At 36.9% G+C, this 15,923-nt stretch carries 8 protein-coding genes and 1 pseudogene; 4 read left to right on the plus strand and 5 right to left on the minus strand.

Annotated features, from left to right (window positions below; translation table 11 throughout):
• Positions 1 to 9: 9 nt before the first annotated feature.
• Positions 10 to 2,877, minus strand: a complete 2,868-nt coding sequence (locus H560_RS0105825) for a M16 family metallopeptidase (RefSeq protein ID WP_027379174.1) — start codon at positions 2,875 to 2,877, stop codon at positions 10 to 12.
• 365 nt (positions 2,878 to 3,242) lie between these two features.
• Here H560_RS0105825 and H560_RS0105835 point away from each other — a divergent pair, with 365 nt between their 5' ends.
• From H560_RS0105835 to H560_RS22295, 4 genes and pseudogenes are all read left to right on the plus strand, one after another.
• Positions 3,243 to 4,532 carry a DUF389 domain-containing protein gene (locus H560_RS0105835; RefSeq protein ID WP_027379175.1) on the plus strand — a complete coding sequence of 430 codons (1,290 nt, stop codon included), beginning with the start codon at positions 3,243 to 3,245 and terminating at the stop codon, positions 4,530 to 4,532.
• Between the two features lie 72 nt (positions 4,533 to 4,604).
• Positions 4,605 to 5,167: pseudogene (locus H560_RS21165) on the plus strand (YdeI/OmpD-associated family protein).
• A 100-nt stretch (positions 5,168 to 5,267) separates the two neighbouring features.
• Positions 5,268 to 5,666 (plus strand): immunity 22 family protein, encoded by a 399-nt coding sequence (locus H560_RS0105845; RefSeq protein WP_027379176.1) that lies wholly within the window; start codon positions 5,268 to 5,270, stop codon positions 5,664 to 5,666.
• Between the two features lie 375 nt (positions 5,667 to 6,041).
• On the plus strand, positions 6,042 to 6,944 hold the full coding sequence (locus H560_RS22295) for a hypothetical protein (protein ID WP_027379177.1): 903 nt from the start codon (positions 6,042 to 6,044) through the stop codon (positions 6,942 to 6,944).
• Between the two features lie 66 nt (positions 6,945 to 7,010).
• Here the strand turns inward: H560_RS22295 and polA are convergent, their stop codons facing one another.
• From polA to H560_RS21175, 4 genes are all read right to left on the minus strand, one after another.
• Positions 7,011 to 9,848 (minus strand): DNA polymerase I, encoded by a 2,838-nt coding sequence (gene polA, locus H560_RS0105855; protein ID WP_027379178.1) that lies wholly within the window; start codon positions 9,846 to 9,848, stop codon positions 7,011 to 7,013.
• Positions 9,849 to 10,162: 314 nt separating this feature from the next.
• Positions 10,163 to 10,513, minus strand: a complete 351-nt coding sequence (locus tag H560_RS0105865) for an immunity 51 family protein (protein ID WP_027379179.1) — start codon at positions 10,511 to 10,513, stop codon at positions 10,163 to 10,165.
• A gap of 118 nt (positions 10,514 to 10,631) precedes the next feature.
• Positions 10,632 to 11,153 carry a hypothetical protein gene (locus tag H560_RS0105870; RefSeq protein WP_027379180.1) on the minus strand — a complete coding sequence of 174 codons (522 nt, stop codon included), beginning with the start codon at positions 11,151 to 11,153 and terminating at the stop codon, positions 10,632 to 10,634.
• A gap of 21 nt (positions 11,154 to 11,174) precedes the next feature.
• Positions 11,175 to 15,908, minus strand: coding sequence for an RHS repeat-associated core domain-containing protein (locus tag H560_RS21175; RefSeq protein WP_228372427.1), 4,734 nt, complete (start codon positions 15,906 to 15,908; stop codon positions 11,175 to 11,177).
• Positions 15,909 to 15,923: the final 15 nt, after the last annotated feature.

The raw sequence follows: 15,923 nt of genomic DNA on the forward strand, positions 1-15,923 counted from the left end.
AATTAATTTCTAATGTCCAAAAATATCCTTCAGTCCCACTTCTTTAAACGTTCCCATCTGATTCACCGCATCCATATTCAGGTTTTCTTTTTTCCCGATAATAGCGGTGTTAAAATGAATCGGCTTGATTTCCGTATTGTAAAACTGCTTTAAATCTTCAAATTTCAGACTTTCGATCTGTCTGTAAATATCTTTCCTGAAATCGTGATGGATGTTTAATTTTTTTAACCTCAGCGTATTAAAGAAAATATTGGTTCTTGTTACCCGTTGGGATGCAATCTGTTTTAACGCTGCATTTTTAGCATTCTGAAACTGCGCCGGAACTTCCGGAAGCTCATCCATTAATTCTGTCATGGTATCAACGGCGATCTGCAGCTTATCCGGCTGTGTACCGATATAGGTGGTGATATAATCCGGATGGTTCAGGTCTGCATTAGCGGCATACGATACATACGCAGAATATGCAAGACTCTTGCTTTCGCGGATTTCCTGAAAGACAATGGAAGACAGGCCTCGCCCGAAATATTCATTAAAAACATTGATTTTTCCAAAATTTTCAGTGTTCACTAGATGTCCTTTTCCTACTTTGCTCATTTCCATCTGAACCATATCATAATCTGTAAAGTAAACATTCCCAACTGTTTCCGGTTCAGGATATTTCTTTGGTTCCGGAATGGAGAAGCTTTCATTTTCAATATATTTTCCGATATAAGATTTAAATTTTCCAAAATCTTTACCGTAGAAAAACAGTTGATAAGGAAACTTGAACAGCTTTTTCATTCTGTCTGTGAAAACTTCTACCTTGCTGTTTTCAAGCTCTTCTTTTGAAATAATATCTGTAAAACGAGAGAATTCACCCAGTTTTGTATAGTTCGTTAAGGCTGTCATAATTCTGCCTTTATCTTTCTTCATTGCAGCGCGGTTTTCAAGGACAGTTTCTACAAACTGGTTGTAAATTTCCTGATCCGGTTTCACCTCATAAAGCCAGTGCTGCAGGAGTTCTACACCTTTTTCTATATTTTCTTCCAGCCCGTTTAAAGAAATCATCAGCTGGTCGTTTGTAGTTTTAAAATCATTGGTAACCCCGATTTTAAAAAATTCTTTCTTCAAATCTTCCGGCGAAAATTTTTCAGTTCCCAAATACTGAAGAATCTGGGTAGAAATTCCTAAATCCCTGTCATGATCGCTTCCAAAAGGAAAAATAAAATGAATCTGGGCAATATCATTGTATTTATTTGTGACGAAGCTTATTTTTTTATCTTTAACTGTATCTGATTTTATTTCTTTTTCATAATCAATAAATTCCGGCTGGATATCTTCTGTTTTTTCAGCTAAAATCTGCTGCAAAAATTCCGACTGTGCATCACGGTTGATCTTTACAGGAGTAATCCCCGGATTTTCCACGCGGATCAGCTTGTCATTAATTCCTTTTTCTTTATAAACTATGGCATAATTGTCTTTGAAAAACTCATTGGCGAAATTTACTACATCTTCTTTCGTAAATGCTTCATATTCATCCATTTCATTTAATTCTTCCTCCCAGGTTCTGCCTTTGATGTAAGTGTCATAAAGATTAGTTGCCAGCCCGTCCGCTGTTTCCAGTGTCTTCATCCTTTGAATTTTAAAATCATTGATGATCGCAGGAAGCATCCAGTCTGGAAACTCTCCTTTTTTAACCAATTCTATCTGTTCTAAAACCAAATTTTTAGCTTCATCCAAAGTCTGGGTCTCTTTCGGAACCGCTACAATTGAAAAATAACCGTATTGCTTTAAACCAACTGAAAAAGCCTGTCCCCAAAGCAGTTTTTGGGTCTGGTTGATATTTAAATCCATTAATCCCGCTTCTCCCCTGTTGCTAAGAATATTAGCAACAATATCCGCCAGCATCGCTTCTTTTGTCCCGTAACTTTCTGTTCTCCAGGCCAGCTGAACCCTTGGTGTTGTAGGGCTTTTTACGGTTCTTTTTATAATTTCAGTAATCGGTTTTTCAACTATCGGGGTTTTCTTTGGTAATTCCCTGTAAGGAAGAGCTCCAAAATATTGATCCACAAGCTGGATCGTTTCTTCAAAATCCAGATCTCCTACCAAAACCATCGCATAATTATTGGGAACATAATATTCATCAAAATATTTATGAATAGCCTTCATAGAAGGGTTTTTAAGATGCTCTGCTTTTCCAAGCGTTGTCTGCTGGCCGTTTGGGTGGGTTGGAAAAATAGCGTCCATCAATTCATATTGAACCAATCTAGTATCGTTATCCTGCGCCCTGTTAAACTCTTCATACACCGATTCTAGTTCCGTATGGAAAAGTCTCAGAACCAGTTCAGAAAATCGTTCTTTTTCAACTTTCAGCCATTTTTCAAGTTCGTTATTCGGGATATTGTTTTTGTAAACCGTCTCGTCAAACCAGGTGTGCGCGTTAGTTCCTGTTGCTCCTAATGACGAAATGGCTTTATCATATTCATTTGCAATAGCATATTTACTTGCTTCCTGAGAAATTTCATCTATTTTTTTATAGATTTCTTTCTTTTTTTCGGCATTTTGCTCCGCTTTATGCTGTTCGTACAGGTCAGAAATCCGGTTGAGCAATTCACTTTCCTTTTCCCAGTTCTGGCTGCCGATTTTTGAAGTTCCTTTGAACATCATATGTTCAAGATAATGCGCTAAACCCGTATTATCAGAGGGGTCATTATTGCTTCCCGTTCTCACCGGAATGTACGTCTGAATTCTGGGAGCATCAAAATTCTGGGCAAGAAAAACCTTTAAACCATTTTTAAGGGTATAAATCCTTACCTTGTTTTCGTCATGGGAAATAGTGATATATTCGTAATTATTTTTATCTGTATGAGCTGTTTCTGTATATTTTTTATCAATCATAAATTTCATTTTCATCCTTAAAATCAGAATGCAATACAAATGTACGCAATCAAAAAGTAACCTCAGGATATTTCTTATTATTACCATCTATTGTGCTAATTTTTTAAAATAAATAATAAAATTTGGTTTTAAAATGTAATTTTTCTTTTCGGGCGGGAGCGAAGCTCCCGCCCGAAAAGAGATCAAAATCATCGCGAAATAATCCGCAAAGCTTCGGAATTAAGTTTTAAAATGTATATTTGCAGCGGGATGGAATTAGAAAATTTCATCCCATTTTTTATATCCCTATGGAAATGAAATGTTTTTAATTGATAGTATGTAAATTTTAAACAAATTAATGATATCTTTAAAATACATTTAATGACATGAAAAACATGATTACTAATTTCCTGAATCTGCATACAGGAGAAGAAAATCCCAAAATTGTCCTTGAAAACGTTACCAGTAATGTTTCTTTCCGGGGAGCTAACCTTTGGATTCTGGCATGTGCCATTTTAATTGCGTCGGTGGGTCTTAATGTAAATTCTACGGCTGTAATTATCGGAGCCATGCTGATCTCACCGTTAATGGGGCCTATTGTGGGAGCTGGATTTGCTTTGGCGACCTTCAACTTTGGGTTATTAAAAAAATCAATCAAAAACCTGATTATAGCAACAATTGTAAGCTTAACGGTTTCCTCGTTATATTTTTATTTGAGTCCGTTCAAAGAGGTACAGTCGGAGCTTCTGGCCAGAACTTCTCCTAATATTTACGATGTCCTTATTGCTTTCTTCGGAGGGGTTGTGGGTGCTATTTCCATTACCCGTGTTGAAAAAGGGAACCCCATTCCGGGTGTAGCGATTGCAACTGCTTTGATGCCGCCGCTCTGTACGGCTGGTTTCGGTATTGCAACAGGCAATTTTTCCTTTGTAGCCGGTGCTTTTTATCTGTATACCATCAATTGTTTCTTTATCTGTATTGCTACGTTTTTAATTATTAAATCATTAAAATATCAAGCCGTAGTAAATGCCGACAAAATGTTGGAAAAAAGAATCCGTTACGGAATTTCAATATTAATTGTCATTATGATTATTCCGAGCTGCTATCTGGCTTACAACCTTCTCAATGAGCGAAAATATACCCAAAATGTAGAAAAGTTCATTAATGATGAATTCACAAAAAACGGCTATACGGTGATCTACAAAAAAGTAGATTATCATACCAATCCAAAATCCATTGAGCTGGCGTTCCTGTCCAAAAAATTTGACAGTACAGAAATCAAAGAATTAAATAATTCACTTAAAAATTTTGGAGTAAATAATACCAAACTGATCATTAAGCAAAATACATCTGACCTGAAAGCAGAGATTCTTAATGAAATCAATCTCCAAAAAGCAAATGCTTCGGAAAAAGATGTTCAAATCAACGTTTTAAAAAATGAGCTGAATCAGTACAAAATGGATAATCCCGCTTTGGTAAAAGAAATTAAAATACTTTTCCCGGAAGTAAAAGAAATTGCAGTGGGAAAAATCCAAAACTTTTACACGACAGATTCCACCGCCGTTGAAACAGCTTTACTCTATAAAGCCGATGAGAAAATTGATGAGCAGAAACTGAAATCATGGCTTGAAAACAAGCTAAAATCCAACAAAATTATTTTAATCAATACAAAATAAAGCAATAGCCTTCAGCAATAACTGAAGGCTTTTTTCATAAAAAATTTTATCTTCGTAAACAGTAACAATATCATGAAACCAATATTTTTTTCAACACCCGAAGAATTCAGGAAATGGCTTGAAAAGAACCATCAGAAAGAAAAAGAATTACTGGTAGGTTTTTACAAAGTAGGTTCTAAAAAACCAAGCATAACATGGCCGGAATCTGTAGATCAGGCCTTGTGTTTTGGCTGGATAGACGGCGTGAGAAGGTCTATTGATGAAGAAAGCTACAGCATCCGTTTCACTCCAAGAAAGCCAACGAGCATCTGGAGCGCCATTAATATTAAAAAGGTTGAAGAATTAACAAAAGCCGGATTAATGAAGCCCGAAGGGCTGAAAGCTTTTGAACTCAGAAAGGAAGAAAAATCCAGGGTATATTCTCACGAAAAAGAAACAGCAACACTCGATCCCGAATTTGAAAGAACGTTTAAATCCAATAAAAAGCATGGGATTTTTTCATCAGCCAGCCACCCTCTTACCGGAAAGTGATGCTTCACTGGATCATGGGTGCAAAACAGGAGAAAACACGTTTATCAAGGTTAGAAAAAACCATTAAAGAAAGTGAGGATGAAAAAAGAATCAAACTGTTTTAATTTGATGATTTATTAATTATTCAACAATTGATTTCTTAAGAAATTTAAATTGTCATAACTTTGGGCTTCCATTAAACATGGGAACAATAATCAAACAATTATGCAAACAGAGACATTAGATTTTTGGGTAGGAAATTTCAACACTGAAGAAGATTTTTATGAATTCGTAGAAGAGGATGATAATTTTTACCTTGAAGAAGAATCTGATGAAAGATATATATCAAAATTTGCTGAATCTCAGGACACCGTATGGCTGGATCATGATTTTGTAGAATATGGTTTTGAAGCTGGAAACAGAACGATCTACGAGAAGTTTGCCGATTATTCTTTTGCTGAGCAGTGGCTACCCATTTTAATCAACAGACTGAATGAAATTAATCCTGACTTTGATATCAATTCAATAATCTTCCTGAACAGAGGACAGATTGCAAAGCCGGCTTCTGTGGAAAATGATTTTTTCTCGCTTGTTTATGTGGGTGGAATTGAGTTTAGCATTTAGCTAAGGTTTAAAAAATACAAAAGCTTAGAGTTTTTTAGCTTTATTGTTATAAATATTTACCTGTCCTACATATAAAGACCTTATATATATTAAATTATTTATGTAGGTCAACATTAGATTCTGTAATTTTTAATAAACAATATATTATAAAAAAAACAATTTTTTTGTAAAAGAAAAAAAAGTTTTAACTTCGCTGCAAATTAAAAGACACAATGACGAATAAAAACCTTTACTTAATGGGTGCGTTTTCTTTATGCACTACCTTATATATCAATAAATTTTAAAAAATACCCCAATTTTACTTACTGAAATTAATTTTTTGTAAGTAATAATTCAACTTAATACCTAATAAATCAATAATACAATAAAACACTTATGAAAAAAAAGTTATTACCATTTGTTTTACTAATTTCAACATTTTCTTTTGCTCAGTCGTGGAATACCACAGGAAATTCAGGAACAGTACCCACAAGTAATTTTATCGGAACAATCGATAATAAAGATCTTATTTTTAAAACTAATAATCAGGAAAGATTTAAAATTTATTCAGGACCATACGTTAATGGTATTGTTATAGGAAATCAAAGTGCAATAGGCACTCCTGGTGGAGCTAGACTAGAACTAGCAACTGTTTTATGTAATGGATGTATGTCTAACTGGGCTGTACCTTCTGATGTAGTAATTCGGAACTTAGGGAGTAGGAATATGGAATTTTTTATGCCAAATAACAACGCCATTGATTCTAATACAGACGTGAGCACACCTAATTCTTCAGGAATTACAAAAATAAAATTTAGTGATGCAGTTCATAAAAGCAATCTTGTTATTTTCAATACAGGAAAAGTAACCGTTGGTACTGACCAGTATGACAATGATCCCAATTATATTTTTTATGTAAAAAAAGGAATTAAAGCAGAGCAAGTTAAAGTAGAAAACCCTGCTGCTAATGGCTGGGCAGATTATGTATTCAAAAAAGATTATAAACTTCGTACATTAGAAGAAGTAGAAAAGCATATTGCAGATAAGGGTCACTTACCTAATATCCCATCTGCAAAAGAAGTAGAGAAAAATGGAATTAATCTTGGCGAAATGGATGCCAAACTTTTAGAGAAAATTGAGGAATTAACCTTATATTTAATCGAACAGAATAAACAGATAAATTCTCAGGAAAAACAGCTTCAATATCTTCAAAAAGAAAACGAAATACTAAAGTCACAATCTGAGAAGATTGAAAGATTAGAACAACAAATTCAAAAGTTACTATCTTCTAAAAAATAGACATATTAAATAATCCTAAACGCTCGGCATAACAATACTATGCCGAGCTGATTTTAGAATACAACTTTAATGCGCTTCCAGCCAGTTATCCCCTACTCCTACCTCAACAAGGAGCGGAACTTCTGTCTCAATGGCGCTTTCCATTTCCATTTTGATAATATTTTTGGCTAGTTCTATTTCATCGATGGGAGCTTCAAATACCAATTCGTCATGAACCTGAAGCAGCATTTTTGTCTGCAGCTTTTCTTTTTCCAATTGTTTTTGAATTTTAATCATCGCCATTTTTACAACATCCGCTGCACTACCTTGTATTGGAGCGTTCACGGCGTTTCTTTCTGCGTGTCCACGCACTACAAAATTATTGGAATTGATATCTTTTAAATGACGTTTTCTTCCCAAAATAGTTTCTACGTAACCCATCTGGCGGGCTTTATTTACCTGCTCAGCCATGTATTCCTTCAGTTTCGGGTAGGTTTCGTAATAGGCTTCAATCATCTGCTTGGCTTCAGTTCTTGATAAACCTGTTTGTTCGGCCAGTGCAAACGCTCCCTGCCCGTAAAGAATCCCAAAATTAACCGTTTTTGCCTGGCCTCTCTGGGTTTTTGAAACTTCTTCCAGCGGAATATTGAATAATCTTGCTGCCGTAGACGCGTGAATATCTTCACCGTTCTGAAAGGCCTTGATCATATTATCTTCCCCGGAAATCTCGGCAATCAGGCGAAGCTCAATCTGTGAATAATCCGCAGAAATAATTTTCTTACCTTCTCCCGAAACAAAAGCCCCGCGGATTTGCTGCCCTCTCAACGTACGGATCGGGATATTCTGCAAATTCGGGTTTACACTTGCCAGACGGCCTGTTGCAGCGGTGGTTTGGGAGAAATTGGTATGAACCCGATTATCATCTTTATCAATCTGCGAAGGCAAAGCATCCACATAGGTCGATTTTAATTTCTGGTAGGTTCTGTATTCCAGAATATGCTTAATAATTTCATGTTTTGAGGCTAATTTTTGAAGAACATCTTCGGAGGTTGCGTATTGGCCGGTTTTTGTTTTTTTAGCCTTCGGATCGAGCTGTAATTTTTCAAATAAAACTTCACCCAATTGTCTTGGAGAGTTCATATTAAATTCTTCTCCGGAAAGTTCAAATATTTTAGCCTCAAGCTGCTTTAAATCATTTTCAAGATCAATACTTTCCTGAGCCAGCCATTTTTCGTCCAGTGAAATTCCCGCCAGTTCCATTTTAGCTAAAACTTCCATAAGCGGCATTTCTATTGTAAAGAAAAGATCTTCTAAGTTTTCTTTTTTTAATTGAGGTGCAAATAATTCGTACAACTGGAAGGTTACGTCTGCATCTTCCGCCGCATAATCCGTTTGAGTCCTTAAATCCGCATCCCTGAAATTCCCCTGCTTCTTTCCTTTTTTCCCGATAATAGTTTCAATGGAAACCGGTTTATAATTAAGGTAAATCTCTGAAAGGTAATCCATCCCGTGTCTTCCGTCAGGATTCAGTAGATAGTGGGCGATCATGGTATCGAACATTGCGCCTTTTACCGTGATTCCGTATTGCTGAAGAATTTTATAATCGAATTTTAAATTATGGGCAATTTTTATTAAATCTTCCTTTTCAAAAAACGGTCTGAAAATTTCAAGAGTCTGCAAAACTTCTCCCTGATCTTCCGAAAGAGGAATGTAGTAAGCTAATCCTTTTTTGTAGGAAAAACTCATTCCCACAAGCTCGGCTTCCAATTCATTAAGCGAAGTGGTTTCCGTATCGAAACAAACCGCCTTCTGCTGCAGTAAATTTTGAACCAATATTTTTTGCGCTTTCGGATTGTCTACAAACTGATACAAATGATCATTCTGCTCGATTGTAGATTTCGTGGAAGTCGCCTGATCCAGCTCTTCATAAGTCGCAAAAAGATCCAGCTGGCCCACTGCCTGCGCCACTTTCTGCTGCGGGGTCTGAGCCGTGACGGTAATCTCAACTTCTGTTACAACCGTAGTGGATGCAGCAGGAGCAAAGGCACGATAAAGGTTTTCATACAATCTTCGGAATTCTATCTCATCAAAAACTTCTTTTACCTTTTCAAAATCAGGGTATTCCAGGTCATACTGTTCCTGGTGGAATTCTACCGGAGCATCGCAGATAATGGTTGCTAATTTTTTAGATAAAATTCCGCGTTCTGCCGATGCTTCTACTTTTTCTTTCAGTTTTCCCTTTAATTTGTCGGTATTGGCTAAAAGATTTTCAATGCTTCCGAATTCTTTAAGGAATTTCATAGCTGTTTTTTCTCCTACCCCGTCCAGACCGGGAATATTATCCACCGCATCTCCCATCATGGCAAGGAAATCAATTACCTGTTTCGGGTCTTCAATTTCATATTTTGCTTTTACTTCTTCTACACCGAGAATTTCGATATCCCCGCCTTTTAAACCCGGCTTATAAATTTTAATTTTATCGGTAACCAACTGTGCAAAATCTTTATCCGGTGTTACCATAAAAGTGGTGTAACCTTCTTTTTCCGCTTTACAGGCAATGGTCCCGATGATATCATCCGCCTCATAGCCGGGAACTCCTAAAATAGGAATATGCATAGCCTCCAAAATCCTGTGAATGTATGGAATCGCAATCTGAATAGCTTCCGGAGTCTCGCTTCTGTTGGCCTTATAATCAGAAAAATCTTCGGTTCTGATACTCGCCTCTCCCACATCAAAAACAACCGCCAGATGTGTCGGCTTTTCTCTCCTGATCAGCTCAATCAAAGAGTTTGTAAAACCGAAAATAGCTGAAGTGTCTAATCCTTTACTGGTAAGCCTGGGATTTCTTATCAATGCATAATATCCCCTGAAAATCATTGCATAAGCATCGATGAGAAATAACCTTTTATCTTGTGTTGCGTCCATATTTTCCATAAGGAACAAATATAAGAAAAAGACCTTTTTGTTTTGTCTTAAAATAATTTAAAAGTAATTGGGAATTTTTTTAAAACTTTTATTTTGGAGGGAATGGATTGAAACTTTTTAACGCAAGATCCGCAAGGTTTATTTTTAAAATTGTATCATGTATTTTTTCGTTCGCAAGGGCGTTGCACTCAGCAAATGATAGATGAGGGTAATTTTATTTTAAAAGATGTTTTTCAGTTTTTGGGCGGCGGCAAAGCCGCCGCCCAAAAACTGAAAAAGACCTCAGAATGAGGTCTTTGATTGATATACTATTTTTAATCTAATTCTGCTTTTGAAAACAAATCCTGAATCAGCATTTCGTCGTCACAGGCTTTCTTAAAATCCAGAACAAATTCTTTTAAGCTTTCCGGATTAGTGGAATATGCGCAGAACATATCTGCTTCCGGATCAAATTTGATGTCACCTGACAGGTTTGATTTTTTTTCATTCAGAAAAACTTTAGCCAGAGAGGTCCAGTCGTATCCGTTTCCTTCGAAACCTTCATCTTTTCTCCATTCGAAAATTTCCGGCTTATAAGATCCCGCATTTAAACATACTGAATAAGTTTTTTCTGAGGCTACCCAAAAAAAGGGGTTAATCGTTGTTTCAAAGTTGTAGGCTTCCATATTGTAGTACATTTAGTTTTCTACTTAAAGATAATAAATTTCTTTTTTTGCTACATTTTTTATAACATTAATTAACTTTTTTTGGATCAATTTATATTAGAAAAATTTTAATTCAAAATTATTTCACCTCAACAAGCGGGGCTTTATCGTTGTGAAAATCTGTTTTAAAGATTTTCTTTCCTACAAGATCTTTTTGATAAAAATAATCGTCGTGAAGCTTTGATCCTCCTTTCACTCCCATTCCTATCTCATTATCCTTTTTTAGTTTATTTTTAATAGCATTGAATATTTTGGTTGTATTTTTATGAGGCTTTTTGGAGAGAATTCTTAATGAAATACGCTCGATGCTGTCGGCCGTTTCTCTTCCTCCTTCGCCATCAATAACGATTGGTTCCAGTTCATCATCAAAAATATCATCTTGGGAAACGTCCTCTGGTCGTTCGGACAGAATGTAAAATCTTAATTTTTTTTCTCTGTTATCTTTTATTTTTTCAGCTTCTCCTTTTTCTATTTTTTGCAGTGAAATTTCACTTTTATTTTTTACTTCAATGAAAAAAGCACCGTTTTCTTTTTCCACAATATCTTCTACATACTGATAAAAATCTTTTAAAGACATCACTAAATTAATAAGATATGACATATATTTTTGTTTAATTATTTTCTATTTATAATCTGAAGCTTTTCCGTATCCTTCGAATGAAACTTCATGACCTTTGTTCTTAACATCATCAATAGCCAGACGTTCCCTGATAACCCCTGTTTTCCCGTCCTGCAGGGTTCTTCCGACATTAATATGATAGATACTTCCATTTTTTCTACGGAAAGAAGCGTCCATTCTTCTGATGGGCTTATGACCACCTTTGGTATCGATAATTATTTCTGTTTTAGAACCTCCCCCAATATGTTTTACTCCTTTTTTGGCAGTTTCTCTTTTAATTATTTCAGCAATTTTGGCGTTGTGATCACCCGTTCCTTTGGATTTTGGCCCCGGCTTTTTAAAAGGTGTACCATCTTTTTTCACCCTGTTCATCCATCTTCCCGTTCCTGCGCCTTTTGCTTTTACAAGGCCTAAAATATCTATAAAATAATTGGAATCAGAAACATAGGCATACAAAGCAAAACCACCATTCAGTCCCAACGGGTCTTTGGAGATATAACTTCCGCTTTCTACATCATAATATCTGAATCTATTGTAAGCAAGCTCCGTTTCTTCATCATAATACTGCCCCTGAAATAAAAACGGAATAAAATTACTTTCTCCTATTCTCGGCTCTCCATAAATATCAAGTTCACGCTCCCAGACCTTTTCACCAGCATCATTATAAGCCTGAACAGGAGTTCCCAAATAGTCATTAATAACAGAATATCTTTTTCCATCTTCAATTTTAGCTACCGGATAATGTCCTGTTTCATCATAGATCCACGTAATAATATTTTCTGTCGGCTCTTGTGTTGAGATAAGATTCCCTTCATTATCAACAAAGTTCTTCGGTATTTCTTCAAGATCGTAGCTCCACTCATGCAGGATAACATTCGCATCCCAAATATACCGAGTTATTTTTTGGTTTCCAATTTTTGAAGTCCTTCTTCCGAGCGCATCGTATTCAAAACTTATTTCTTTTCCATCCGGCCGTTTTACTTTTGCGAGCATCCCGTTGGCATTCCAGGAATAGGCCCAATCTCCGGATTCCCATTCAGGATTTTGGATTTCATGAGGAAAAATTTCACTGACGTCTGGCAGTGTGTTTCCGTGGCGTAACTTAGGTGTGTTCAGCCAGTCTTCTGCGATGGATTTATAGAAAGGATGGTGATTTTCTGTTTCTTTTTCGTCAGATTTAATATTATTAATCGGCCTTTTGCTTTTTAATAATAAATTTCCTTCTTCATCATAATGATAAAACCAATTTTTATCACGCATCAGCTTTCCGCCTTTGTCATAAATGCGGTCGGTTCGTGTGGGACTTTCGTATATGCAGCTAGTTTCGTCAGGATTTTTATATTGAATTTCACCATTAGAATATTCTGCGGATACAAGGCTTCCAAAAGCATCATAGTCGAATTTTGTTCTACCTCCTGTCACGTGATCTAAAACCTGTAACAATCGGCTTCCGGCCACCCAATGATAATCTTTATGGAAAGCAGTTTTTTTATTGGCAACTACTTTCTGGCTGATTGGCATTCCGATATGATCAAATTCAAAAGTACTTTCAACGCCGCCCGTCATTTTACGGGAAAAATGCTGGCCGTTTTTACTGACTTTAAGGTTCATTTGCCACGGCTGATGAATATCTTTTGTGGATGCCTCCACACTTTTAAGCTGGCCAAGATCATTATAAGAATAATCTATTTCTGCGCCCAGGCTGCTTTTTAAGCCGGTTAAATTTCCATCGTTGTCATATTCATAGCTAATGGAATGCTCCCCCTGTTTTTCAAGAGTTACTAAGCCCAGTTTATTTCTCTGGAATGTAAGACTGCTGGTTTCTGTGTCAGCTTTTATCAGCATTCCGGAAGTATCATACTGATAGGCAGCCCAGGTTCCGTCGGGATAATGAGTCTGTGTTAACCTGCCGCCAAGATCATACTCATAGAATATATTTTTACCATTCGGATTTCTGACTTGGGTAACCAATCCGTCTTTATCTCTTACAAAGAATTTCTGCTGGCCGTCAAACCCTTTTTCGCCTATAATTTCGTCATTATAGTTTCTTTCAAAAAGGTAAACTTCCCCTTTTTCATTGGTAATGCTCATTAAATTTTCGTAGGAATCATATCCAAAGACCAGCGTTTCTTCTTTTTTATAAGTAAGTGCATTTCTCCGAACCTGCCGTTTCACATTTCCCATTGGGGTATAGCTTATCAGCCATTCTGCCTTTCCATCTGTAATATGAACAGGAAGATCATAGGCATCATACCGAATTTTTATCGGTAACTCTCCGGATTCATTTATTTCTACAACCCTTCCCATTTTATCCCTTCCCCAAACGGTTCTGTAAAGAGGTTCAGGACTGAAAACCAATAGTCTTCCGTAATCATCATACTTCCAATATTCTTCACCCTCAATAGTATCTGTACGCCGCGTGATCTGGCCTCTGCTATTGTATTCATAATGTGTTTCAACTTCCTGTCTTACGCTTTTCTCAGGAAGCTTTTCATTATTTTGATAAAAATATTCTATTGTTTCTTCTGTAGGATCTGTATAGCTTAATAATCTTCCTTCTTCATCATAACTCCAGATTTCTGAAGTTCCGGAAGGTGAAAAACGAGCTGTAATCTGCCCAAATTCGTCATACTGATAATGATATTCTTCTCCGTCCGGAGTGTGCAGAATTTTGATGTTACCATATTCGTCGTAGGTGTATCCTTCTACTCTTCCTTCCGGAGTTCCGGTCATTTTTAATTCGTTGTGGGAAGTATAATCGAACCAGGTTTCTCCGCCTTCGCCATCAACTTGCTTGTACACCAAAAGATCCTCGTCATAGTAATATCTCTCGGTTTTATTATTTTGTTTAGGATAAATAACTTCAGTGTAACCTTCATCTTCGTTATAGTTTAAAAAACCTTCCATGAAGCCTCCCAGTCCGCGGGTATGAACCACCCTGTCTTTTTTGTCGTATTCCCAATGATAGCTCATTTCGTTTCTGTTGGTTCTTCGGATGACCCGGTTTAGATCATCATATTCAAAAACGATGGCTTTTTTATGAATATCCCAGACATGGGTGAGATTTCCGCGTTCGTCGTAAGTATAGCAAACCTGCAGATCTCTTTTATTTTTGTAGCAATAATAAACTTCGGTAATTTTATTAAGCTCGGGATGAACAACAGTTTCTATGCTAAAACTGCTTTTTACATCCTTAATATTTTTTAAAACAATATTTATGCCCTGATATTCGTATTCCCTGATAGTTCCGTCACCATATTCAATTTGGATAACTTTAAAAATACTGCCTTCTTCAGCATGATGAAAACGTCTGTAAGTGTAAATATCCGTTCCTTTTCTGATAATCCAGATGCTGTCATTCGGACGGTACTGCCAGATTTTCTGGCTTCTGCAATAAGTTAACTCTTCTCCAACTGGTGGAACAGGAATCGGCATCGGCTGTAGTTCTTCAGGGTGAGCCCAGGCTGCAACTTTGTCTTCTTCATCAGGAATAATATATAAATCATGCGAATTGAATATTCCGTTTCCTAAAATTCCGTTTTTGTAGGGCCTGTCGCTGTACCATACATTTGTCCATTGCAAAGGTGTTCCGGCTTCGATTTCGAAATCGTCCCACTCGAAAAGCATGGCTCCGGAAGCAAAATTTACAGGTTCCAGACCCACTTTACACAACGCTCTGGAAACAGGATTCGTTTTCCCGAATTTCCCCTGTAAAAAATGATTGAATTTGGTAACTCCTTTTCCCAAACTTTTCGTTAGGCCCCTCATCAAAGCCATTCCTGCAAAACGCATCAGCATTTCGCCCGGCGTGTAGACGTGAGGAACAAACGCACCACCCACCAATACAGGACCGCCAGTATTAATTTGAATATATAAGCTTGAAAAATTATTGTAAAACGCGAAATAAGCCAATGGATTTTTCTTGGGCTTATTGGGCATTGCGGGAAGCATAGTCATTCCAAAAGGCAGTCCCATACAGGTCAAAACCTGTTGCGGCTGGTTCCCGCTCATTTTACTTCCCTGCCCTAAAACGGTTTGTGCACCGTAATACACTTCACCTTCGTGCGGAGCTTCCTGTGGAAAGGGAATCATGTAAACGGGAATCAGGGATGTAATATGTCTGAAAGGAATGACAACACCCATTACTGAAGTGGTAGTTGTAGCTTTATGTCTTCCGTGAACGTATATTGAGCCTCCCATAGGAATGCTCTCCGGAAGGTCTGGTTTTAAATTTCTGATAAATTGTGGAACCGGAATGCTGAATTTAATGTAATCCATTATATCGAAAACAATCCCGATAAATGGGTGTGGCAGAGGCAAAGGAATCAGCATAAATGACGGTGGCGGCGGAATCAGTGTCCAGTGGATATCGATCGCCAGAACAATGTCAAAATGCTTGCTTGTATGCTGGATTGCGGTGGGTGAGATTGCAGGAGTATTAACTTTAATTAATTTAACCTTGCTTTCTGGTGCTGCTTTTTCTGCTGTTACGGAAGTTGTGCCGCCACCGCCTCCACTTCCGGATTGCGATTGGCCGCTGTCACCCCCAACTACAGATTTCACCATAGAAACAGGATTCAGGGAATCAAAATTATTTTTCATTCCGTTTTTCCAGCCCTGAGTGGTTTTTTCTGTGCTGAATGAAGTTACATCCGCAGAAACATTCAGCGAACGGTCCGGATTCATATCTGGCTTTGCAACCTTTATCTTTTTTATATTTTTATTTTGATCTGCCATGATATATTAATTTGA

The sequence above is a fragment of the Chryseobacterium daeguense DSM 19388 genome (genome assembly GCF_000430825.1).
Lineage (GTDB): Bacteria > Bacteroidota > Bacteroidia > Flavobacteriales > Weeksellaceae > Chryseobacterium > Chryseobacterium daeguense.